At 39.6% G+C, this 15,464-nt stretch carries 11 protein-coding genes and 7 pseudogenes; 10 read left to right on the top strand and 8 right to left on the bottom strand.

Annotation, left to right across the window (positions count from 1 at the left end):
- Positions 1-103 precede the first annotated feature (103 nt).
- From ACE15A_RS17480 to ACE15A_RS17500, 5 genes and pseudogenes are all read left to right on the top strand, one after another.
- Positions 104-907, top strand: a complete 804-nt coding sequence (locus tag ACE15A_RS17480) for a hypothetical protein (RefSeq protein ID WP_064055726.1) — start codon at positions 104-106, stop codon at positions 905-907.
- A 399-nt stretch (positions 908-1,306) separates the two neighbouring features.
- A complete protein-coding gene (locus ACE15A_RS17485) occupies positions 1,307-1,909 on the top strand; it encodes a hypothetical protein (RefSeq protein WP_053510590.1) in 603 nt (200 codons plus the stop codon).
- Between the two features lie 311 nt (positions 1,910-2,220).
- A complete protein-coding gene (locus tag ACE15A_RS17490) occupies positions 2,221-3,087 on the top strand; it encodes a hypothetical protein (protein WP_053510592.1) in 867 nt (288 codons plus the stop codon).
- Positions 3,088-3,370: 283 nt separating this feature from the next.
- Positions 3,371-3,729, top strand: a pseudogene (locus tag ACE15A_RS17495) (tyrosine-type recombinase/integrase); the annotation flags it as partial.
- Positions 3,730-4,011: 282 nt separating this feature from the next.
- Positions 4,012-4,137 (top strand): annotated as a pseudogene (locus tag ACE15A_RS17500) (integrase); the annotation flags it as partial.
- A gap of 22 nt (positions 4,138-4,159) precedes the next feature.
- Here the strand turns inward: ACE15A_RS17500 and ACE15A_RS17505 are convergent.
- The 5 genes and pseudogenes from ACE15A_RS17505 to ACE15A_RS17525 all read right to left on the bottom strand — a co-directional run.
- Positions 4,160-5,125, bottom strand: a complete 966-nt coding sequence (locus tag ACE15A_RS17505) for a polysaccharide deacetylase family protein (protein WP_129382479.1) — start codon at positions 5,123-5,125, stop codon at positions 4,160-4,162.
- Entirely contained in the window at positions 5,122-6,189 is a 1,068-nt protein-coding gene (locus ACE15A_RS17510) for a GNAT family N-acetyltransferase (protein ID WP_053510596.1), read from the bottom strand. Before ACE15A_RS17510 ends, ACE15A_RS17505 begins: the two co-directional genes overlap by 4 nt.
- Positions 6,190-6,321: 132 nt before the next feature.
- Positions 6,322-6,573: pseudogene (locus ACE15A_RS17515) on the bottom strand (IS3 family transposase); the annotation flags it as partial.
- Between the two features lie 30 nt (positions 6,574-6,603).
- A pseudogene (locus ACE15A_RS17520) lies at positions 6,604-7,679 on the bottom strand (IS110 family transposase).
- 271 nt (positions 7,680-7,950) lie between these two features.
- Positions 7,951-8,815: pseudogene (locus ACE15A_RS17525) on the bottom strand (IS3 family transposase); the annotation flags it as partial.
- 48 nt (positions 8,816-8,863) lie between these two features.
- Here ACE15A_RS17525 and ACE15A_RS17530 point away from each other — a divergent pair.
- The 3 genes and pseudogenes from ACE15A_RS17530 to ACE15A_RS17540 form a co-directional block, all read left to right on the top strand.
- Positions 8,864-9,064: pseudogene (locus ACE15A_RS17530) on the top strand (tyrosine-type recombinase/integrase); the annotation flags it as partial.
- A gap of 439 nt (positions 9,065-9,503) precedes the next feature.
- A complete protein-coding gene (locus ACE15A_RS17535) occupies positions 9,504-10,946 on the top strand; it encodes a hypothetical protein (protein WP_053510603.1) in 1,443 nt (480 codons plus the stop codon).
- A 20-nt stretch (positions 10,947-10,966) separates the two neighbouring features.
- Positions 10,967-11,211, top strand: a pseudogene (locus ACE15A_RS17540) (integrase core domain-containing protein); the annotation flags it as partial.
- A 274-nt stretch (positions 11,212-11,485) separates the two neighbouring features.
- Here ACE15A_RS17540 and ACE15A_RS17545 read toward each other — a convergent pair.
- From ACE15A_RS17545 to ACE15A_RS17555, 3 genes are all read right to left on the bottom strand, one after another.
- On the bottom strand, positions 11,486-11,770 hold the full coding sequence (locus ACE15A_RS17545) for a conjugal transfer protein TraD (RefSeq protein ID WP_037036489.1): 285 nt from the start codon (positions 11,768-11,770) through the stop codon (positions 11,486-11,488).
- Between the two features lie 11 nt (positions 11,771-11,781).
- Complete coding sequence (locus tag ACE15A_RS17550; RefSeq protein ID WP_053510605.1) at positions 11,782-12,024, bottom strand: hypothetical protein; 243 nt, start codon at positions 12,022-12,024, stop codon at positions 11,782-11,784.
- A gap of 180 nt (positions 12,025-12,204) precedes the next feature.
- Positions 12,205-12,858, bottom strand: coding sequence for a hypothetical protein (locus tag ACE15A_RS17555; RefSeq protein ID WP_064055725.1), 654 nt, complete (start codon positions 12,856-12,858; stop codon positions 12,205-12,207).
- Between the two features lie 557 nt (positions 12,859-13,415).
- Here ACE15A_RS17555 and mobQ point away from each other — a divergent pair.
- Positions 13,416-14,816, top strand: coding sequence for a MobQ family relaxase (gene mobQ / locus ACE15A_RS17560; protein ID WP_063390157.1), 1,401 nt, complete (start codon positions 13,416-13,418; stop codon positions 14,814-14,816).
- 93 nt (positions 14,817-14,909) lie between these two features.
- Positions 14,910-15,407 (top strand): hypothetical protein, encoded by a 498-nt coding sequence (locus ACE15A_RS17565; protein WP_053510611.1) that lies wholly within the window; start codon positions 14,910-14,912, stop codon positions 15,405-15,407.
- Positions 15,408-15,464: the final 57 nt, after the last annotated feature.

Raw genomic sequence — 15,464 nt, forward strand, 5'->3', positions numbered from 1 at the left:
AATGCACTTTACACAACAACGAGAATAAAAATGGACTTCATTGTTATGATGCGTACATGCTATTCTATAAAGAAACCCTGACAAAACAATCAGAGAATAAATTATGAAATTATCTCATAAAGATCTTTCAACTTTTTTAACAACGATTAACTCTTATAAAAAAGAGCAAAATCAGAATGTTGCGGACTTACCTAAACTTCGCCTGAGTAAGGCTGATATAAAATTCATTGATAAAGAAGTAGCTAAGTATATTAAGAATGATCAGCGTATTTCTTTTGCTGACTTAACGATATTAAATTCGCTTCACGATATTATAAAAAAACAAGGTAGTCATTGTGAAAGCGAAAAATTAGCGAAACTCAGTAAAGCGCTAAAAAATGTTACGCAGATAAAATCTGACGCTTGTCTTGCAAGTGAGAGAATGGAGAAACATTTTTCTAGCATAAAAGATGCTACGCAAAAACATGTGAACTTAATGCCAGTCTATAAAGAATCTATGTTAAAACTGAATGAAAAAATAAAAGACATCGATATTGCCCATTCTCAAATTACCACTAAACAAAAAGATGAATGTTTAAATGCGAAAACAGCAAGCAGTAAATATATACTGTTAACTAATATATCGACTTCACTTATGAGAAAAGAGACAGTAATTGTTAAAGATACTGGTCGGTGGGGGTGGGGTAGATCAACAGAGCGAAACATTGTTAAGGTAAAATATTTAAAAGGCCATAATTTATGGCATAGTTGTGCGCGGGATGCACAAAAAGCAATGGCTATCGAAAAAAATATAAAACAATTAAATCGACAATTAACTATTTCTCGCAATCAAATTCGTCTTGATTCAAGTCGATTTAAAGTTCCTTCTAATGAAGCTGGTTTAGCCAAATTAAAAAATATGGTTTGATAGTGTATATCTATGCCTCTATTTTTTACATAGCACTACTCATAGGTTACTCTTACAGACTATTATTAAATTAATAGTCTGTTTGTTATAAATTAAATTTAAAGCCAGGTAATGCTATGTATTTTGTACTTATCCCGTTAAAAATTGTCATAAAGCAACGGAATTTACCGGAAAAGTACGTAGTTTATAAAAGATATTAGCAGTAGAATAAGTCATTTGCATTATTTATGTTTTTTATCGAACAGTCACTGAATTCTGTTAGTGGAATAATATAAACAATGCTACCAAATAGAATTATCCAACTACCTTAATAGGTGCCGAGACATTAAATAGTATCATGTTCGCCTATAATATTTAACCTACTACTTTAGTGATGTAGATTATTGGAAATGGAACAAAATGAATGATAGATCTTTCACTCGTAAAATTGAAATCATTAAACTTATCGTTTCTGTTATTATTTCATTATCGGTTGCTTCTATTGCCTATGTTGTGCAACATAGTGTAGTCGAACAGCAAGCGCACCGTACGTTGTTAAGTAATATATCAGCAAAACTTATTGATAAAAGACTCAGTATTTACGATCAAATAAAGATCCCACTTAACAGAATATACTGTTTCATAGAGGAAAAGGGGGATTGGCAAAGCTACTCCCCCGAAGAAATAATCAAAACACATAATATGCTAAATGAAATCGTATATTCTCAGCGCGCAATTTGGTCGAAAAAAACAATAGAACGCTATACTGAATATATGAACCAACAGGCTTTTATTATTGATAACATTCATCACGGAATCAAAATAAGAGCAGAAATAAATGACCTGCGAAGAGCTGCACCAGGATGGGATGATAACTATAGAACATTGTTCACTGGCGAGCGTTCAATATTTCACAGGAATGCCTATCAAGAATTAAATAACGCTTTAGCTGAAGACCTCATGTTAACCAAAAGCGAATTAATATTAAGTCAATATGATAAACTAAGTACAAGTCGAAATTAACTTTTATGAGAGTCTTTGTATCTATTTTTACACCAATTATTATATGGCGTTATTAAATCAATAGCATATAATATATATTACATCTTCAGTAAGATGTGTGTAAACGATTGTTTTGATTTGGTAGGCAGCATAAACAATATATTATATAATATACAAAATCTAAATTTACTCCATAAAAATTTCTTTTAAGACCATTAAATCTCTTGATGAGAAACACTCCTTTTATCTTTATTTATCGAGAAAATGGTCACCCTATGAAAATTCAAACAAAATTATATACATTATTCTAAATGCTCACAGGAGAACAAAATATGAAGAACACAGACTCATATTATGATGAAATCAGAACAAAAATAGTGGATGCTGCAAAAGAGGATGTTGATAAAAACGAGATACTCTGGGCTATTGCTGATAGCGGCACAGCCCTGATCGATACCCTGACAAACATACCTGTATTTAATGCTACCACCACAATCGTCAAAGAACTCCATAGCTTAATCAATAACCATCCCGTAATACCTGTGCCAAATCCATGGTTTGTATGGAATCAACATGATGATAACTCCAGTCCAGAAACTATTAAGTACCTGCGAAAAAGAGGTTACGTTTCGGCAGCGTCATCCGCTATTGCTATCGCAGGGGCTGGTGGTTCCCTGGTGACATGCGTTGATGTGGGAACTGTCGGCCAGGGAGGAGCAGCTTGCGCATCGACGATGAGGCATTTAGCGGGTTTTCGGGACATTGCGATGAAGTATAAAGAAAGCGCCACCATTCAGTCCTGGCTTGATGTTCTTATCACTATGAAGAATTTAAAACTAGCCGTCCGTGGAGGACAAGTCAGCGTTGCTGTATTGTCTGCCGTGCCAGTATTATCTACTGCCCTATCCATTATTGGTAGCTCGTTAAGCTCAGCAGCAAAAGTGGGGATAAATCTCAAGTATTCTAATGTATGCCGCTACACTGCAATAGATTTACACTGGCGGGCTATGCAAGAAACAATACTGATTGAAACTTTCAGCCGACACAATGATGACTCTGGTCCGGCAAGGGCAATTCTCTTTGAATTATTTGAACGCAAAGGCCTTACTGGATTTGTATGGGGAAAGCATCATGTTGATAAATTAATTAAGGAACCTGCAGGCTGGATGGCAATTGCAGATAAATTGCTCATTATTTAATTGCCATTTTCAGAATGCGGCAACTGCTTCAAAACCTCAGTAGATCCTAAACATACCTCTTACAAGAGGTAATACCGATCGTTTAAGAGTATAATTGAAGAGTCCTGGCGTTATATAAATAGCGCCTTTTTATCTCTATGCACTGCTCCTGATTCCAGACAGTTCAAGACCAGAATTCTTCGTCTTTTTACATGAAGGCACGACACCGGACACACTTCTCATTCAGCCGTTGATAGACGGGACCATGAAACTGGCGAAGGCGAAGCTGATAGAAGAAGCGGCACAGCAAGGGCTCCATAAACGATGGGTGTTTGTGCATCCCCCCAGCTTACCGCAGCCGTCAGGAAAATGCGCACCGGCAGCAATAAGGCATGGAAGGGAGCACTAAAGCGGGCAGGCATTAGCAACTTCCGATTCCATGACTTAAGGCACACCAGGGCAAGCTGGCTGGTTCAGTCTGGAGTTTCTCTTCTTGCACTCAAGGAGGCGGGTGGATGGGAAACGCCAGAAATGATTCAACGCTACGCTCATTTGTCAGCGGGACACCTGACTGAACACGTGAGCAAAATTGACGCTATTATTGGTCGCAATGTCACAAATACAGCACAAGAGGAGAATGTAGCTTACTTGAATATAAGATAACTATTTGAAAATACTGGTGCCGATAATAGGAGTCGAACCTACGACCTTCGCATTACGAATTATAAGAACTACCTTTTAAGTCAACAACATACCGCGTCATACCTGCGCTCATACGTCCATGATACGAAAAGATAGCAATCCATGCCAATCGTTAAAAACGGATGACTGTCCCGAATCTGTCCCACCAGCCCTATCCCACAAATCGGCGTTCAGATGCTCACCAAGAAAACCACCTCACCCTCATAACTCAGAACAACTAAAAGTTACAGAACAGCGATGCAATTAGAGATGCAACTCGCGTACGTAAGTGGCGGGACACGTTCTGTGTACAACCATGCAGCGTATCTTGATACCCGTAGAGAGATGATGCAATTTTGGGCTGACTGGCTAGATAAACAGGTGGCATAGCGCCACCTACATTACAGGGAAATCATCTATACCATTGATTTGTATTGGATTCAGATTCCTTTGGTAAATCATTAGTGTCAAGCCTAGGGATAAGTAACGGATTATCATATTTAGAGTTAGCCACATCAACTACAGTAGTAAATGCCAATTTGCATCCTTTTTCACGTAGCAGGTTGGTAACACTCTGGCTTGATGAGCCGTAGGGGTAGCACGCCGTCCAGTTGTCGCTATATGCACCAATTGACTTAAGGAATGTCAGAGATTTATCTATCTCATCGTTTAGGGTTCTGTTATCGAGCTTGTTCCACCAATAATGATTATAACCATGGCTGCCAATATGCATGCCATCGTCTGCCATGTGGCTTAGCTGCTCCTTAGTCATATATAGCTCTTCGCAGAATGCCTCTTGTGACACTTTTACATGAGTGTTAAAAAGTGAAAGGCAAATTTTCCAGCGTAGCTCTTCTGGTAGTGCTACCTGCAGGAATCGTTTTATAAAAATGACTTCTCTTGTATCAAATCTATTTTCAATTGCCAGATCTACAAAATATTCATGAAATTCTTTTACATCATATCCTTCGCGGAGTAGCTCAAAAAGTGATTTTGTATCAGCAAGTAGTTTTGAAATATCTGTACAAGCTGCGAGAATAAAATGTATTTTGTTTACATCAAGAATTTCTTTTTCTTCTATTGTTTTGGCTGGAGTATAAAAGCATCCCTGTATTCCGTTTTTCTTGAGGATTGGATATGCATATTTGAAATGATCAAGGTAGGCATCATCAAACGTCAGAAGGACTGCATTAGGTGGCAGGTCATGCTGCTCATAGTAGCTGGCATATACCTCTTCAATAGTTACAGGATTGTAGTTTTTTTTGATATATCCTACCTGCTCCTTGAAGTCGTTAAGCTCAATGCCTTTAATTGCGGGGTATCTTGACCGCTCAATAGGCCTAACATAATGATACATTACAACAGTTAAATTACTCATTTTTTCATCCCATGAATTGTTGGCCTATCAAAGTCTGCATCTTGTTTTGTGATGTGTAACATAGACACATCAAGCATCCCACACAATTCATTTTTTGACCACACTATTAGAGAAGTTGTTGCAGGGCTTCTGATTTCTACAGGGTGAAAGAGATGAGGAAATTTAAAGAAGTCATGATCTAATGTAGAAAAAAGTCCCATTGCTGACATTGTAGCGTTCAGTGTTGCGTTAGTTGAGAAAAAGTCTATAGCATCAGCGCCATGAGCATCAGCGTATTCTATTGCCGAAGTTACTGCAGACGCAAATGATGATTCATCTCCAAAAATATCAACACAATGTGCCATAACAAATCCATCTATATTCCTGTCTATTCTTACTGTGGCATGACAGTTATCATTAACTGAATATGTGTGATAGTTGAAATAAGGATGCTGATCATACCTCCATCTAACATCTGCTGAAGACCTTGAAAAGAAATTATATCTACTACTTAGTGAAGTATTAATCCCGTCAATAAAATCATCATCTACGTTTCCTGATTTGTATTTATGAGAAATAAACTGACCTCTTGCATATTTTTTAGCAAGAGGAGCCCCTTCAACAAAATTCTCTATCGCATCCCAGTTTATTACATGAACATGCCTAGGGATTGATTTTATATATCTGAATCCACTACGCAGATATACTGGAAGTGCGGCAAGAGAAATTCCCATCCCTGTCATAACCTCATAGGTATTCTTCAGATACGATATCATTGATGGGCCAGAACCTTTGTTCCTGTGTTTCTCCGATACTACCCATGTTGTTAACTCTGCCCCTTTTTTCTTCTTCCCTGACAGATAGAAATCGCGAGAGTTTAACCCCATTACGCCGATAATTTCATCATCAGTAACAGCTATGCAGCATTCATCAACACCAAAGTTTGATGAATTGTTCACAAATTGCCAGTTGTAAAATTTATCATCGCTTAGAGCTATTTTACGAGGCCAATTTTCGCTGTAGAAGTTGCATACATCCCTAGACGATATGCCAAAGTCTGAAGGTTTTCCTATAGTTACAGTCATTTACACCTCCTAATAAGTGAGTATATGATAGTCATCATATACTCACTTAGCCACTATCAATTCACGATATGCTTGCTATTAGGTTAAACTTCAAGCTTGGACTGACCCCACGACAGTAGACAAATTCTGTCCTCACGATGAGGCCTGTTCAAAGGCCTCCGGACTGACGCCGCCGAGGTGACTGTGACGCCGGGCCCGGTTGTAGAACACTTCAATGTAATCGAAGATATCCGCCCGGGCCAGAGCCCGGGTTTTGTATATCCTCTTCCTGATGCGCTCTTTTTTCAGTGAACTGAAGAACGATTCGGCCACCGCATTATCCCGGCAGTTGCCACGCAGGCTCATGCTCGGTGCCAGGTTATTGGCCCGGCAGAAGCGCTGCCATACTGGCTACCCTGGACGCCCTTCTAAGAGTCAAGCCGTTATCGGGATACTGTTGACCTGCCTGTTTTGATTTCGCAGTAGTGTATAAACCTCACGTGAGATATATCGCTTCAGACAGCGTATTGCTTCCATTTTTGTATGCCCTTCAGCCACTCGCCGGGCGACATATTCTTTAGTTTTTGCGTCAGTTCGTAAACGTCCGATGGCGATAATATGAAGTGCACTATTCGCAGCACGATCTCCGCCCCGATTAAGTCGGTAGCGGTTCGTTTTTCAGAAGAGACAGGAACAGGGCTGACACCACACAGTGCTGCAAATCCTGATTCAGAGCTTAGTCGTTGGGGATTATCTCCGGCAGTGATCAGCAACTGCGAAGCGCTTTCGTACCCAACACCATTACGTTTAATCAGTTCAGGTGCCAGTTCGTCGACAATCGCCGCAATCAGGACATCCAGATCAGCGATTTCATCATGTAATTCGAGATAACGTCGGGCCAAGGACTTCAATGCAATACGATAAGTGTTTGTAACGTTGTGGTATTCACTGGCATCAGGCCGACTGGATCCCAGAGTCCTGATGAGCTGCATGCGCGTCATATTTCTAAGCTGTTCACGTAATTCATCCGGAGCAGAGATAATATTGAAATGGATAATCTGGAGAGCGACTCTGCGGGCTGATATCGCTGTTTTTCGGCAGGTTTTTAACACCCTGAGAGATTCAATCATGCCATCACGCGTTTTTGGCGTAACTGTCCTGATATCCGAGAATGCTGCATGAGCAGCACACTCAGCATCAATTGTGTCACTTTTGCCTCGTTTGCATCGTTCCATCCGATCTGGCGCAGTCACCTCAGGAACTGCTAAACGAGCGTTCTGACAATAGCGAAGCAGTTCTGAGCCATAGGTGCCTGTGCATTCAACACCAATTCTCTTTAACACCCCAAATGAGGTCATCCATGCCAGCACCTGCCGGTAACCTTGCCGTGTTGTGGAGAAATACCGGGTTCCCAGAACTTTGTTGTTCTGATCCACGACAGCAGCAACGTGCAGATCTTTATGTGTATCCACGCCACCCACAATGGCGGCTTCGGTAACTTTATCAGCCATGACAGGGCTCCTGTGAGGAAACAGAATTGAATCTCCAGACAGATAACCCGGACAGGACAGTAAAGAGACAAGCCGTCAGGCCCTTCTAGAGTCACGCGCACCGGTGAGGAGATGCCTCGCATGAAGATGCTTCCGGCAACCGACGAGTCCAGGGCAGACACAAAAGGTCGATCGCTGTGTGAGTCAGGATGCGGGAAGATCTTCACTGCATCAGTAATCACACCAATCCGGTTAAACAGCAAACTGAGTGATGATAAAAACTGACACTGGCATTATTACTATCGCTATGTACGATGACCTCGCCGTCAGGTTTTCGACGCCAGACGGCCATCATCAGCGTGTCGAGTGCCAGTTCACGTGAGAGAGTGGGCTTCATCGACCAGCCGACCACGTTACGGGCGAAGAGATCGATAACCACCGCCAGATACAACCAACCCTGCCAGGTGCGGATGTAAGTGATGTCTGTGTCCCAGATCTGAGTGTCCCGGACAACAGTAAAGTGCCGCTGTACGCGATGAGGAGCTACCACTGAAGGTCGGCCGGCGATACGACGTGGCGCTTTATAGCCGCGTACGGCTTTGATCCGGTTCAGTTGCATGATACGCCCCCCCGTTTTTTACCGCAGGTTTCACCGATTTCGTTCAGGTCGCCATGAACCCGCCGGTAACCATATACGCATCCGCTCAGTGAATATGAGTCACGGATAAGCATCAGCAAACGCTGGTTATCTTTATCACGTGCCGAGACCGGGTTGTGCAGCCACGCATAGAACCCAGCCCGGGCGACATTCAGTACCCGACACATCGTCATCACACCCCATACAGTGCGGTGCTCGTTGATAAAGCGGTACTTCTGTCGGGCTCCCTTGCAAAGTACCGCGCGGCCTTTTTCAGGATATCCCGTTCTTCTTCGGTGCGTTTTAGCTGCGCCCGTAGTTTCAGGATCTCGCTTTTGGCTTCCAGTAAATCCCGAGCATGCTGCTCGCTGTTATCAGGCTTGATAGCCCGTAGCCACTTGTAGAGGTTGTGCGCAGAAACGCCAAAATGGTCGGATACTTCAGCAACGGAATAACCGCGTTCCGTTATCTGACGGACGGCTTCTTCCTTAAATTCAGGTGTAAATCGTGGTGTGCCCATATGCTCAAACTATAGGGCAGGATCGTCTACCGGGGTGGGGCCCGTCCAAGTTGGCTTGTTCAGGCTGGCGTTCCGATTTCTGTATTGCAGGAAATGGGTGGCTGGGAGTCTATCGAAATGGTTCGCCGATATGCTCATCTGGCACCAAATCACCTGACTGAACACGCTCGACAAATTAACTCTATTTTTGGTACTTCTGTCCCAAATATGTCCCACAGTAAAAATAAGGAAGGTACGAATAATACGTAAGCATTTGATTTAGATGGTGCGATAATAGGAACAATACCTATTCACTATTTCATTGATTAGCAATGTAAATCACCTGTTTCATCTTTGGTGATACCCCCAAAGATACCCCCAATGGATTTTTTGTCATTATGGAAATGTCATACTAAGTTGCCTAATCCCTCACATGACAGCTTAATGCCCTGAACTTACGAATAAAATGTGCTAACATTACGAAGTAATGCACAGAGTATGAGCATGCTGTAGCAGGTTGATATATAAGGGTTGTTGTTAGCACTCAACACAGGCTCAGATGTTCAAAATAATGTGATCAAGTCCACATTCTTGCATTCTATGTGAATGGAGAAAACAGGAATAAAACCACACAGCAAAATTTATATATAAATTAAATCTGACTCTTTCTGTTTTATAAAGTTAAATATTGCATGAGAAAGGATTATATATGAGCACAGTTAAGAAAATTGATACCATTTCATCTTACTTCAAAATTCCCCCTTCAATACTTGATCAATTAGATGTTGTTGATGTTCTGTTAGAATCAGATACATTGCTTTTTATTGACCCAATGCTACTCCCTGAAAGTAAACATTCAGAAATGAAAGATGATGCAGATCAAAAATACATCGACACTTTCACAAAAATAATAAAGCTGCTTAGTGCATGCAAAATAGATAATGACAGTGATATTGCATGGAGAACTGCAAAAAAATTATTTTCATTTTCCGAAATAGGCTGGACATGTCTGGGTTATGGCTCATCAGCCAAAGGCTCAGGATTTGGACCTCAGCTTGTTAATAATACGATGAAAACTGCTCATCAAATTGTAAGTATGGATATTGATGATCCCGATTTATTCATGGTTATGTCATTATTTGAAGAAGGTATTGGGGCGGACCGAATTAGTGACATGACCACCAATATAATATTTGATGCCTTAGTTAAATTTTCAGAAAGAGTAAACATAACACTTAAGATCCCAACAAAAGAATTCACTTTTAAAGGGAATAAATACAACGCCCCCCACAATCCATTAACAAATAAGCCACTAATATTAGTTCCTAAAGATATTGTCCGCGACTTACCAATTTCTACAGATTGGAGTGGTGCTGTCCACACAATGAAGGAGAACACTGACTTAAGAGACAGAATCAATACAAATATTGGTAATCTCCTCGCATCTATGACCAAAAAGCAAAAAGATGAAGCCAAACGTCGAGCTTTAGAGAAAAAAGAATATTTTGAGGATTTGCTAACATTAATAAAAGAAGTAGAAAAAGAGCCCTACGATTTCAAAGCGGATAGAAACGGTGAATTATTCTGGTTAAGATTGGCATCTTCAATAGACAAGAAATATCCGTTTAATCTTTCAGGATATAATAAAAAACTAACTTTGGATGATGTTGAACATCTTGTAAGCGACATTTTAAATCAATTCAAGGATCTCATTGAAAACAAAGGGTTATGGAAAGAAATGTGGGCTGATGATAAAAAGCCACGTAAAGAAAAAGCTGCACAACGTTTGCTATTTGCTGTTGCATATTCATATTGTAAAGCAAACAACTTAGATATAAGTCCTGAAGCCGATTCAGGAAATGGCCCCGTTGACTTTAAGCTTTCACAAGGCTTTGAACAAAAAGTATTAGTGGAAGTAAAACTCTCGTCTAATGGAAAGTTATTGCACGGATATGAAAAGCAGCTTGAAATTTATAAAAAAGGGGATGACACTGAACGTGCATTTTTCGTAATAGTTGATATTGGCTATATCGGAGACAAATATCAAAAAGTTCAGCAAGCCAGAATTGCTGCCGAAAAAGAAGGAAAGAAAGTTTCAAAAATTATTCACATCGATGCCCAACAAAAGGACTCCGCCAGCAAACGCATTTAAATTTACTCAATGCTGACTAAATTGAACATACGAAAACCTGAGCCATCTCACCGCATAAAAATAGTATCTGCGAGCAGTTCCACCGAACGATATTGCAGGAGTTTTATCAGGTGACCTTCCGCAAAAATTGTACGGAGATCTCGGCACATTACAGTCGAATTTTGATGAATGGCTGGCTCACTATAATAATGAAAGCACCCATCAGGTAAAAATGTGCTGTAGGCGAACGCCAATGGAAATGTTACTTGATGGGGCACTCATCTGAGTCAAGAAAAATTTAACCCAGATGTAATCTGACAGATTCCTGTATAAATAACCGGCAACTGTCAGATTAGGCCTGAGCTAATACACGCGCATTGGTTTTGACCAGATTGGACACTCCAAATTTGACAGTCAGGGCTGTCCTTATCCATTGCTTCATCTCAGGTATCGAAAGCATACCGAAAATTGACTACCGCGCCCTCTGGGGCTTGCTCAACAGTTCACCGACCTAAAAGCGAGTTTTAGGCCGGTTCACCGTTCGGACGTGAGAAACATGATTAGGACTTGGATTTATTTAAAACACTTTCGATATAGGCTTGGCCTTGTGCTTTGTAGGCATCAACATCACTCTCATGAAGATTGGGTATATTAAGCAAAACCCCAAAGACTAATTCTTTATCTACATAACTAATATCACATTCTAAGACTTTGGCAACCTCTGCACCGAAAATAATTTTCTTACGTGTATTTTCTTTTTTTGTTTGTTGTTTCTTTTTAGCTTCCAAGAAGTATAGACGTTCCTGTGCCGAAGCAATTTGTTGTTTGATTGTTTTTGTTGTCATTTATCTTCTCCTCAATGTTTTCTCTTGTTGGAATACGGGACATCAGCATAATCATAACCTTGTCCAATTTTTTTCTTGATTGATTTTATTTTTATCTTGAACTGTTGTTTAATCTGTCGCTGTTTTGCTTGTTCCCGTATATTAATTACTATTTTTTCGGCTTCTAAATAGGCTTGTTCTGTATCGGTATAGATACCATCATCAAGAAGTCGCTTGGCTTCCCAATCAATGGCTTCATCGTTATTTTTATACATTATAACCTCCTAATACTTTTAATGTATAATTCAATTAACACAATTAAAATAATTATCAATACAAAAGGGAATTAATCCCCCAAGAAATAAACCTAGTTTAAAAACCCGTAAACGTAATAGCCCCCAAGGGGGGCTAAAGTCATGTTAGCATCGGTTCAAATTATCGTTCTTTGCTGAGCATTATTTATGTTTTTCGATTCCTTTAGTATTAACTAGATGCTTACTCATCTTATAATAATATGGAATCATGATAGCATAAGAAAATATTTCCTCATCCGTTATAAACTTTCTGCTTTTATTTTCATCCAGATACTTAACAAAATAAGAGTATGCCTCTTTATCGTATATATTTAATTCCCTAGCTCGATCATGAATTTCTATTAAGCCATGAGAATATTCAATAACATTGAACTCTTTATTTTTACCTTGTGCAATAGAAATTAAATATGCAGAAATTATTTTATCCATTATTAAATTCAACTTACTCAAAACAGCCTCATTATGTGCTGTTTCTAACTTCTCATTTATAGATGCCAACTCAGAGTTTTTAGATTCAATTTCTAATGATAAATTACCCGCCCTCTCATTTAGATCTTTGATTTTTTCTGTTTGAATGTGCAAATCATTTTTTATTTTTGCAGTTTCCTTGCCCAGTCTTTCATTGTCAGTTTGAATATTTACTTTGTCTTTCCTTAAATCTTGCAATTCCGACTCTTTTTGAAATACAGGGTGTATTGTGTGAAAATAGATCCAGATACCAAAAATAAAACTAACAACAGTAATTGCTTTTGTAATTACGTCTAAAACACCATCATCTCGTTTAAAGAAATTCACTTTAAAATCACCTTATATTAATAATATTCAAAGTAAATACAACAACACTCCAGAACAGCCATTACTAATTTCTTGTCTAATACTCGCTGCGTTACTTATTTTTGTTTATTAGTGTTTTTTATTTCACCTGTCGCGTCTCCATCTTAATTTTACATCGTAACCAGAGAGTTGTGCAACAGAGAAAAGTACCGATAAAGGCTACTATTTCTCTGTTTTTACTTACCACACTCTACGGCGGGGTAAGTTAAAACCACCATTATTATTCGGACATCACCTAAAACCCATCTATGTAATATTGCGGAATACTTCACCCTTTCATCTAGATTGCGCCGCTTAATTTGGCGATTTGGTTTACAGGGAATAATATATTCCGTATTAATTAAGTAGAGGTTTTACATTGTTAGAAAAAACAATGCCCACTTATACACTCACTTCGTGAGCGTGTGGGGTCTACCGACAGTTGCCTGCCGCAGGCTAAAAGAAAGGTCCACATCAACACAAAAGTTTTTCTTACGAAAAACTAACAGCAGCATTGTTATATTTGAGGTTTGTATTTTATGGCGATTTTTCATCTGGAATTTAAAATTTTGAAACGTTCTGAGGGCATGTCTTCCTGTAGGAAGGCTGCCTACCATGCGCGTTGCAGAATAACAGATGATCGCACTGGAAACACATATGATTTCAGCCACAGGACAGATTTATTCCATCATCAGATATTAGCCCCTGTTTCAGCACCTGCTCATATTATCGAAAGATCAACAGCACTATGGAATGAAGTTGAGAGAGTTGAGCGTCAGAAAGACGGTCAAACAGCCCGTTATTTTGATGTAGCTATTCCCTGTGAACTGAGCAATGAAGACAAGATAAAATTAGTAGCTGAATACTGCCAGAAAAATTTCGTTGATAAGGGCATGATTACTGATATCGCTTTTCATGATCTTGACAGTAATAATCCTCATGCTCATGTGATGTTGACATTAAAACCGATTACCGCTGATGGCTTTGGCAAAAAAGATAGAAGCTGGAATGACAAGAAAAACGTTATCAAGTGGCGTGAATCATGGTCAGTGATTGCTAATCGCTATCTTGCCGCTGCTGGCAGTAATGAACGTATTGATCACCGTTCTATTGATGCTCAACACGCTGAAGCACTCGAAAGCGCCGCTATTACATTGGATGTTGTAGAAAAAGCGTTATGGCTTGCCAAGGCAACATTGACCAGCCGCCCACCAATGCAACGTGTCCATCGTGCCAAGTGGAATAGCAAAAGCGTTCAGGAAAAACGCGCTGCTGAGCAGGCTGTTCGTGATGAGATGAAACAAGAAGCTCAGGCTACATACAACACCTTCAAAGATTTAGATCTGCAGATCGTTGTTGACCTTAGAAACTTCACCGTATCAGAAATGCCTGAGCCTATTGAAATCGTATTACCTGAAACAGGTTCGCAGTCATCATCATCCGAAGAGCAACAATCTGTTCTGGTTGCCCCTGCACCTCATACACGCACCAAATTGAAAACCCCATCCCCGTCAGCTGCCAGAGCAGTTAAACGCGCTCCTGTTAAAAGTAAGAAAAAGCAGGCTAAACCCCGTCAGACGGGTTTGTTCAAGCGTTTCACCCTACTGGTGGTTGAATATATAAGAGAGAAATTCGTCTGGGCCAAGAAGAAGCCAGTCCCGGTTTCCATCGATGCTGAACACGATAAGCGTACTGCTGAACACTATGTCTTTGACGAGGTTCAGGGTATCTATGTGCCACGCGCTGAGTTTGAAAAGCGTGCCAGATTTAACAGTGATAATTACAAGCCTACTTCAGATGAGATCAGGCGTTTTCCAACTTGTCCACAGCGCGAACAACCCATAACAGATAGCATTATGGATCTGAAACCATCTATACCAACAGATCAAATGAGAAAACGAAGTTCGCTGAAGTTAAGACCTACGGGTTACAGAGATTGAGAATGATCGCCAAAGATAAACTATTCTTTTTATCAAGCTGATCCTAATGTATATTGGAACGTGAATCACGACATATTGCTAAGGAATTGAATCTTGCCAACCATTAATGTCATAAAAGAAGAGGCTATTAAGTTTCGGGAATTGATAGAAAAATGTGATAAAAACAACAATAATGTTTTAACAGACAGTTTCCCTGTAATGAATTGTAAAATTTCTTCGATACTTCTTTCTTATCATTTCCTAACGTTGTGGCCCGAAATTATGATAAAAGGAATAAATGCTGCGGCAGGTAAAAATGGAAAAATAACTCACTACTGGCTTGAAATTAATGATGTTGTGGTTGATATAACAGGAGATCAATACAACCTAATTGATGACAGAGAACTAAATGAAAATATTATACAAAGCAGACCATTTCCTGCTGTACATGTATCATTTAAAAAAGAAAGTTATCTATATAAATTATTTAAGATCCAAGGAGAAGATAACTTCGAAAAAGGCTTTCCAACGATTGGAGATGACTTTATTGAAGAAATTCATCTTGGGTATAGTCAATTGATTGACTTTAAAAGAATAGTTCACAAACGATAAAGCATACTACACCTTGCAGCACTTTGATTTAATAGTTTAATTTAAAGTATTAAATTA

Origin of the sequence: Salmonella sp. HY31 (genome assembly GCF_042604575.1) — a bacterium.
Lineage (GTDB): Bacteria > Pseudomonadota > Gammaproteobacteria > Enterobacterales > Enterobacteriaceae > Salmonella > Salmonella diarizonae.

Bases quoted from the DNA above. Each gene is read 5' to 3' on its own strand.
- ACE15A_RS17480 (WP_064055726.1), top strand. From the start codon at position 104: ATGAAATTATCTCATAAAGATCTTTCAACTTTTTTAACAACGATTAAC.
- ACE15A_RS17485 (WP_053510590.1), top strand. From the start codon at position 1,307: ATGAATGATAGATCTTTCACTCGTAAAATTGAAATCATTAAACTTATC.
- ACE15A_RS17490 (WP_053510592.1), top strand. From the start codon at position 2,221: ATGAAGAACACAGACTCATATTATGATGAAATCAGAACAAAAATAGTG.
- ACE15A_RS17505 (WP_129382479.1), bottom strand. From the start codon at position 5,125: ATGAGTAATTTAACTGTTGTAATGTATCATTATGTTAGGCCTATTGAG.
- ACE15A_RS17510 (WP_053510596.1), bottom strand. From the start codon at position 6,189: ATGACTGTAACTATAGGAAAACCTTCAGACTTTGGCATATCGTCTAGG.
- ACE15A_RS17535 (WP_053510603.1), top strand. From the start codon at position 9,504: ATGAGCACAGTTAAGAAAATTGATACCATTTCATCTTACTTCAAAATT.
- ACE15A_RS17545 (WP_037036489.1), bottom strand. From the start codon at position 11,770: ATGACAACAAAAACAATCAAACAACAAATTGCTTCGGCACAGGAACGT.
- ACE15A_RS17550 (WP_053510605.1), bottom strand. From the start codon at position 12,024: ATGTATAAAAATAACGATGAAGCCATTGATTGGGAAGCCAAGCGACTT.
- mobQ (WP_063390157.1), top strand. From the start codon at position 13,416: ATGGCGATTTTTCATCTGGAATTTAAAATTTTGAAACGTTCTGAGGGC.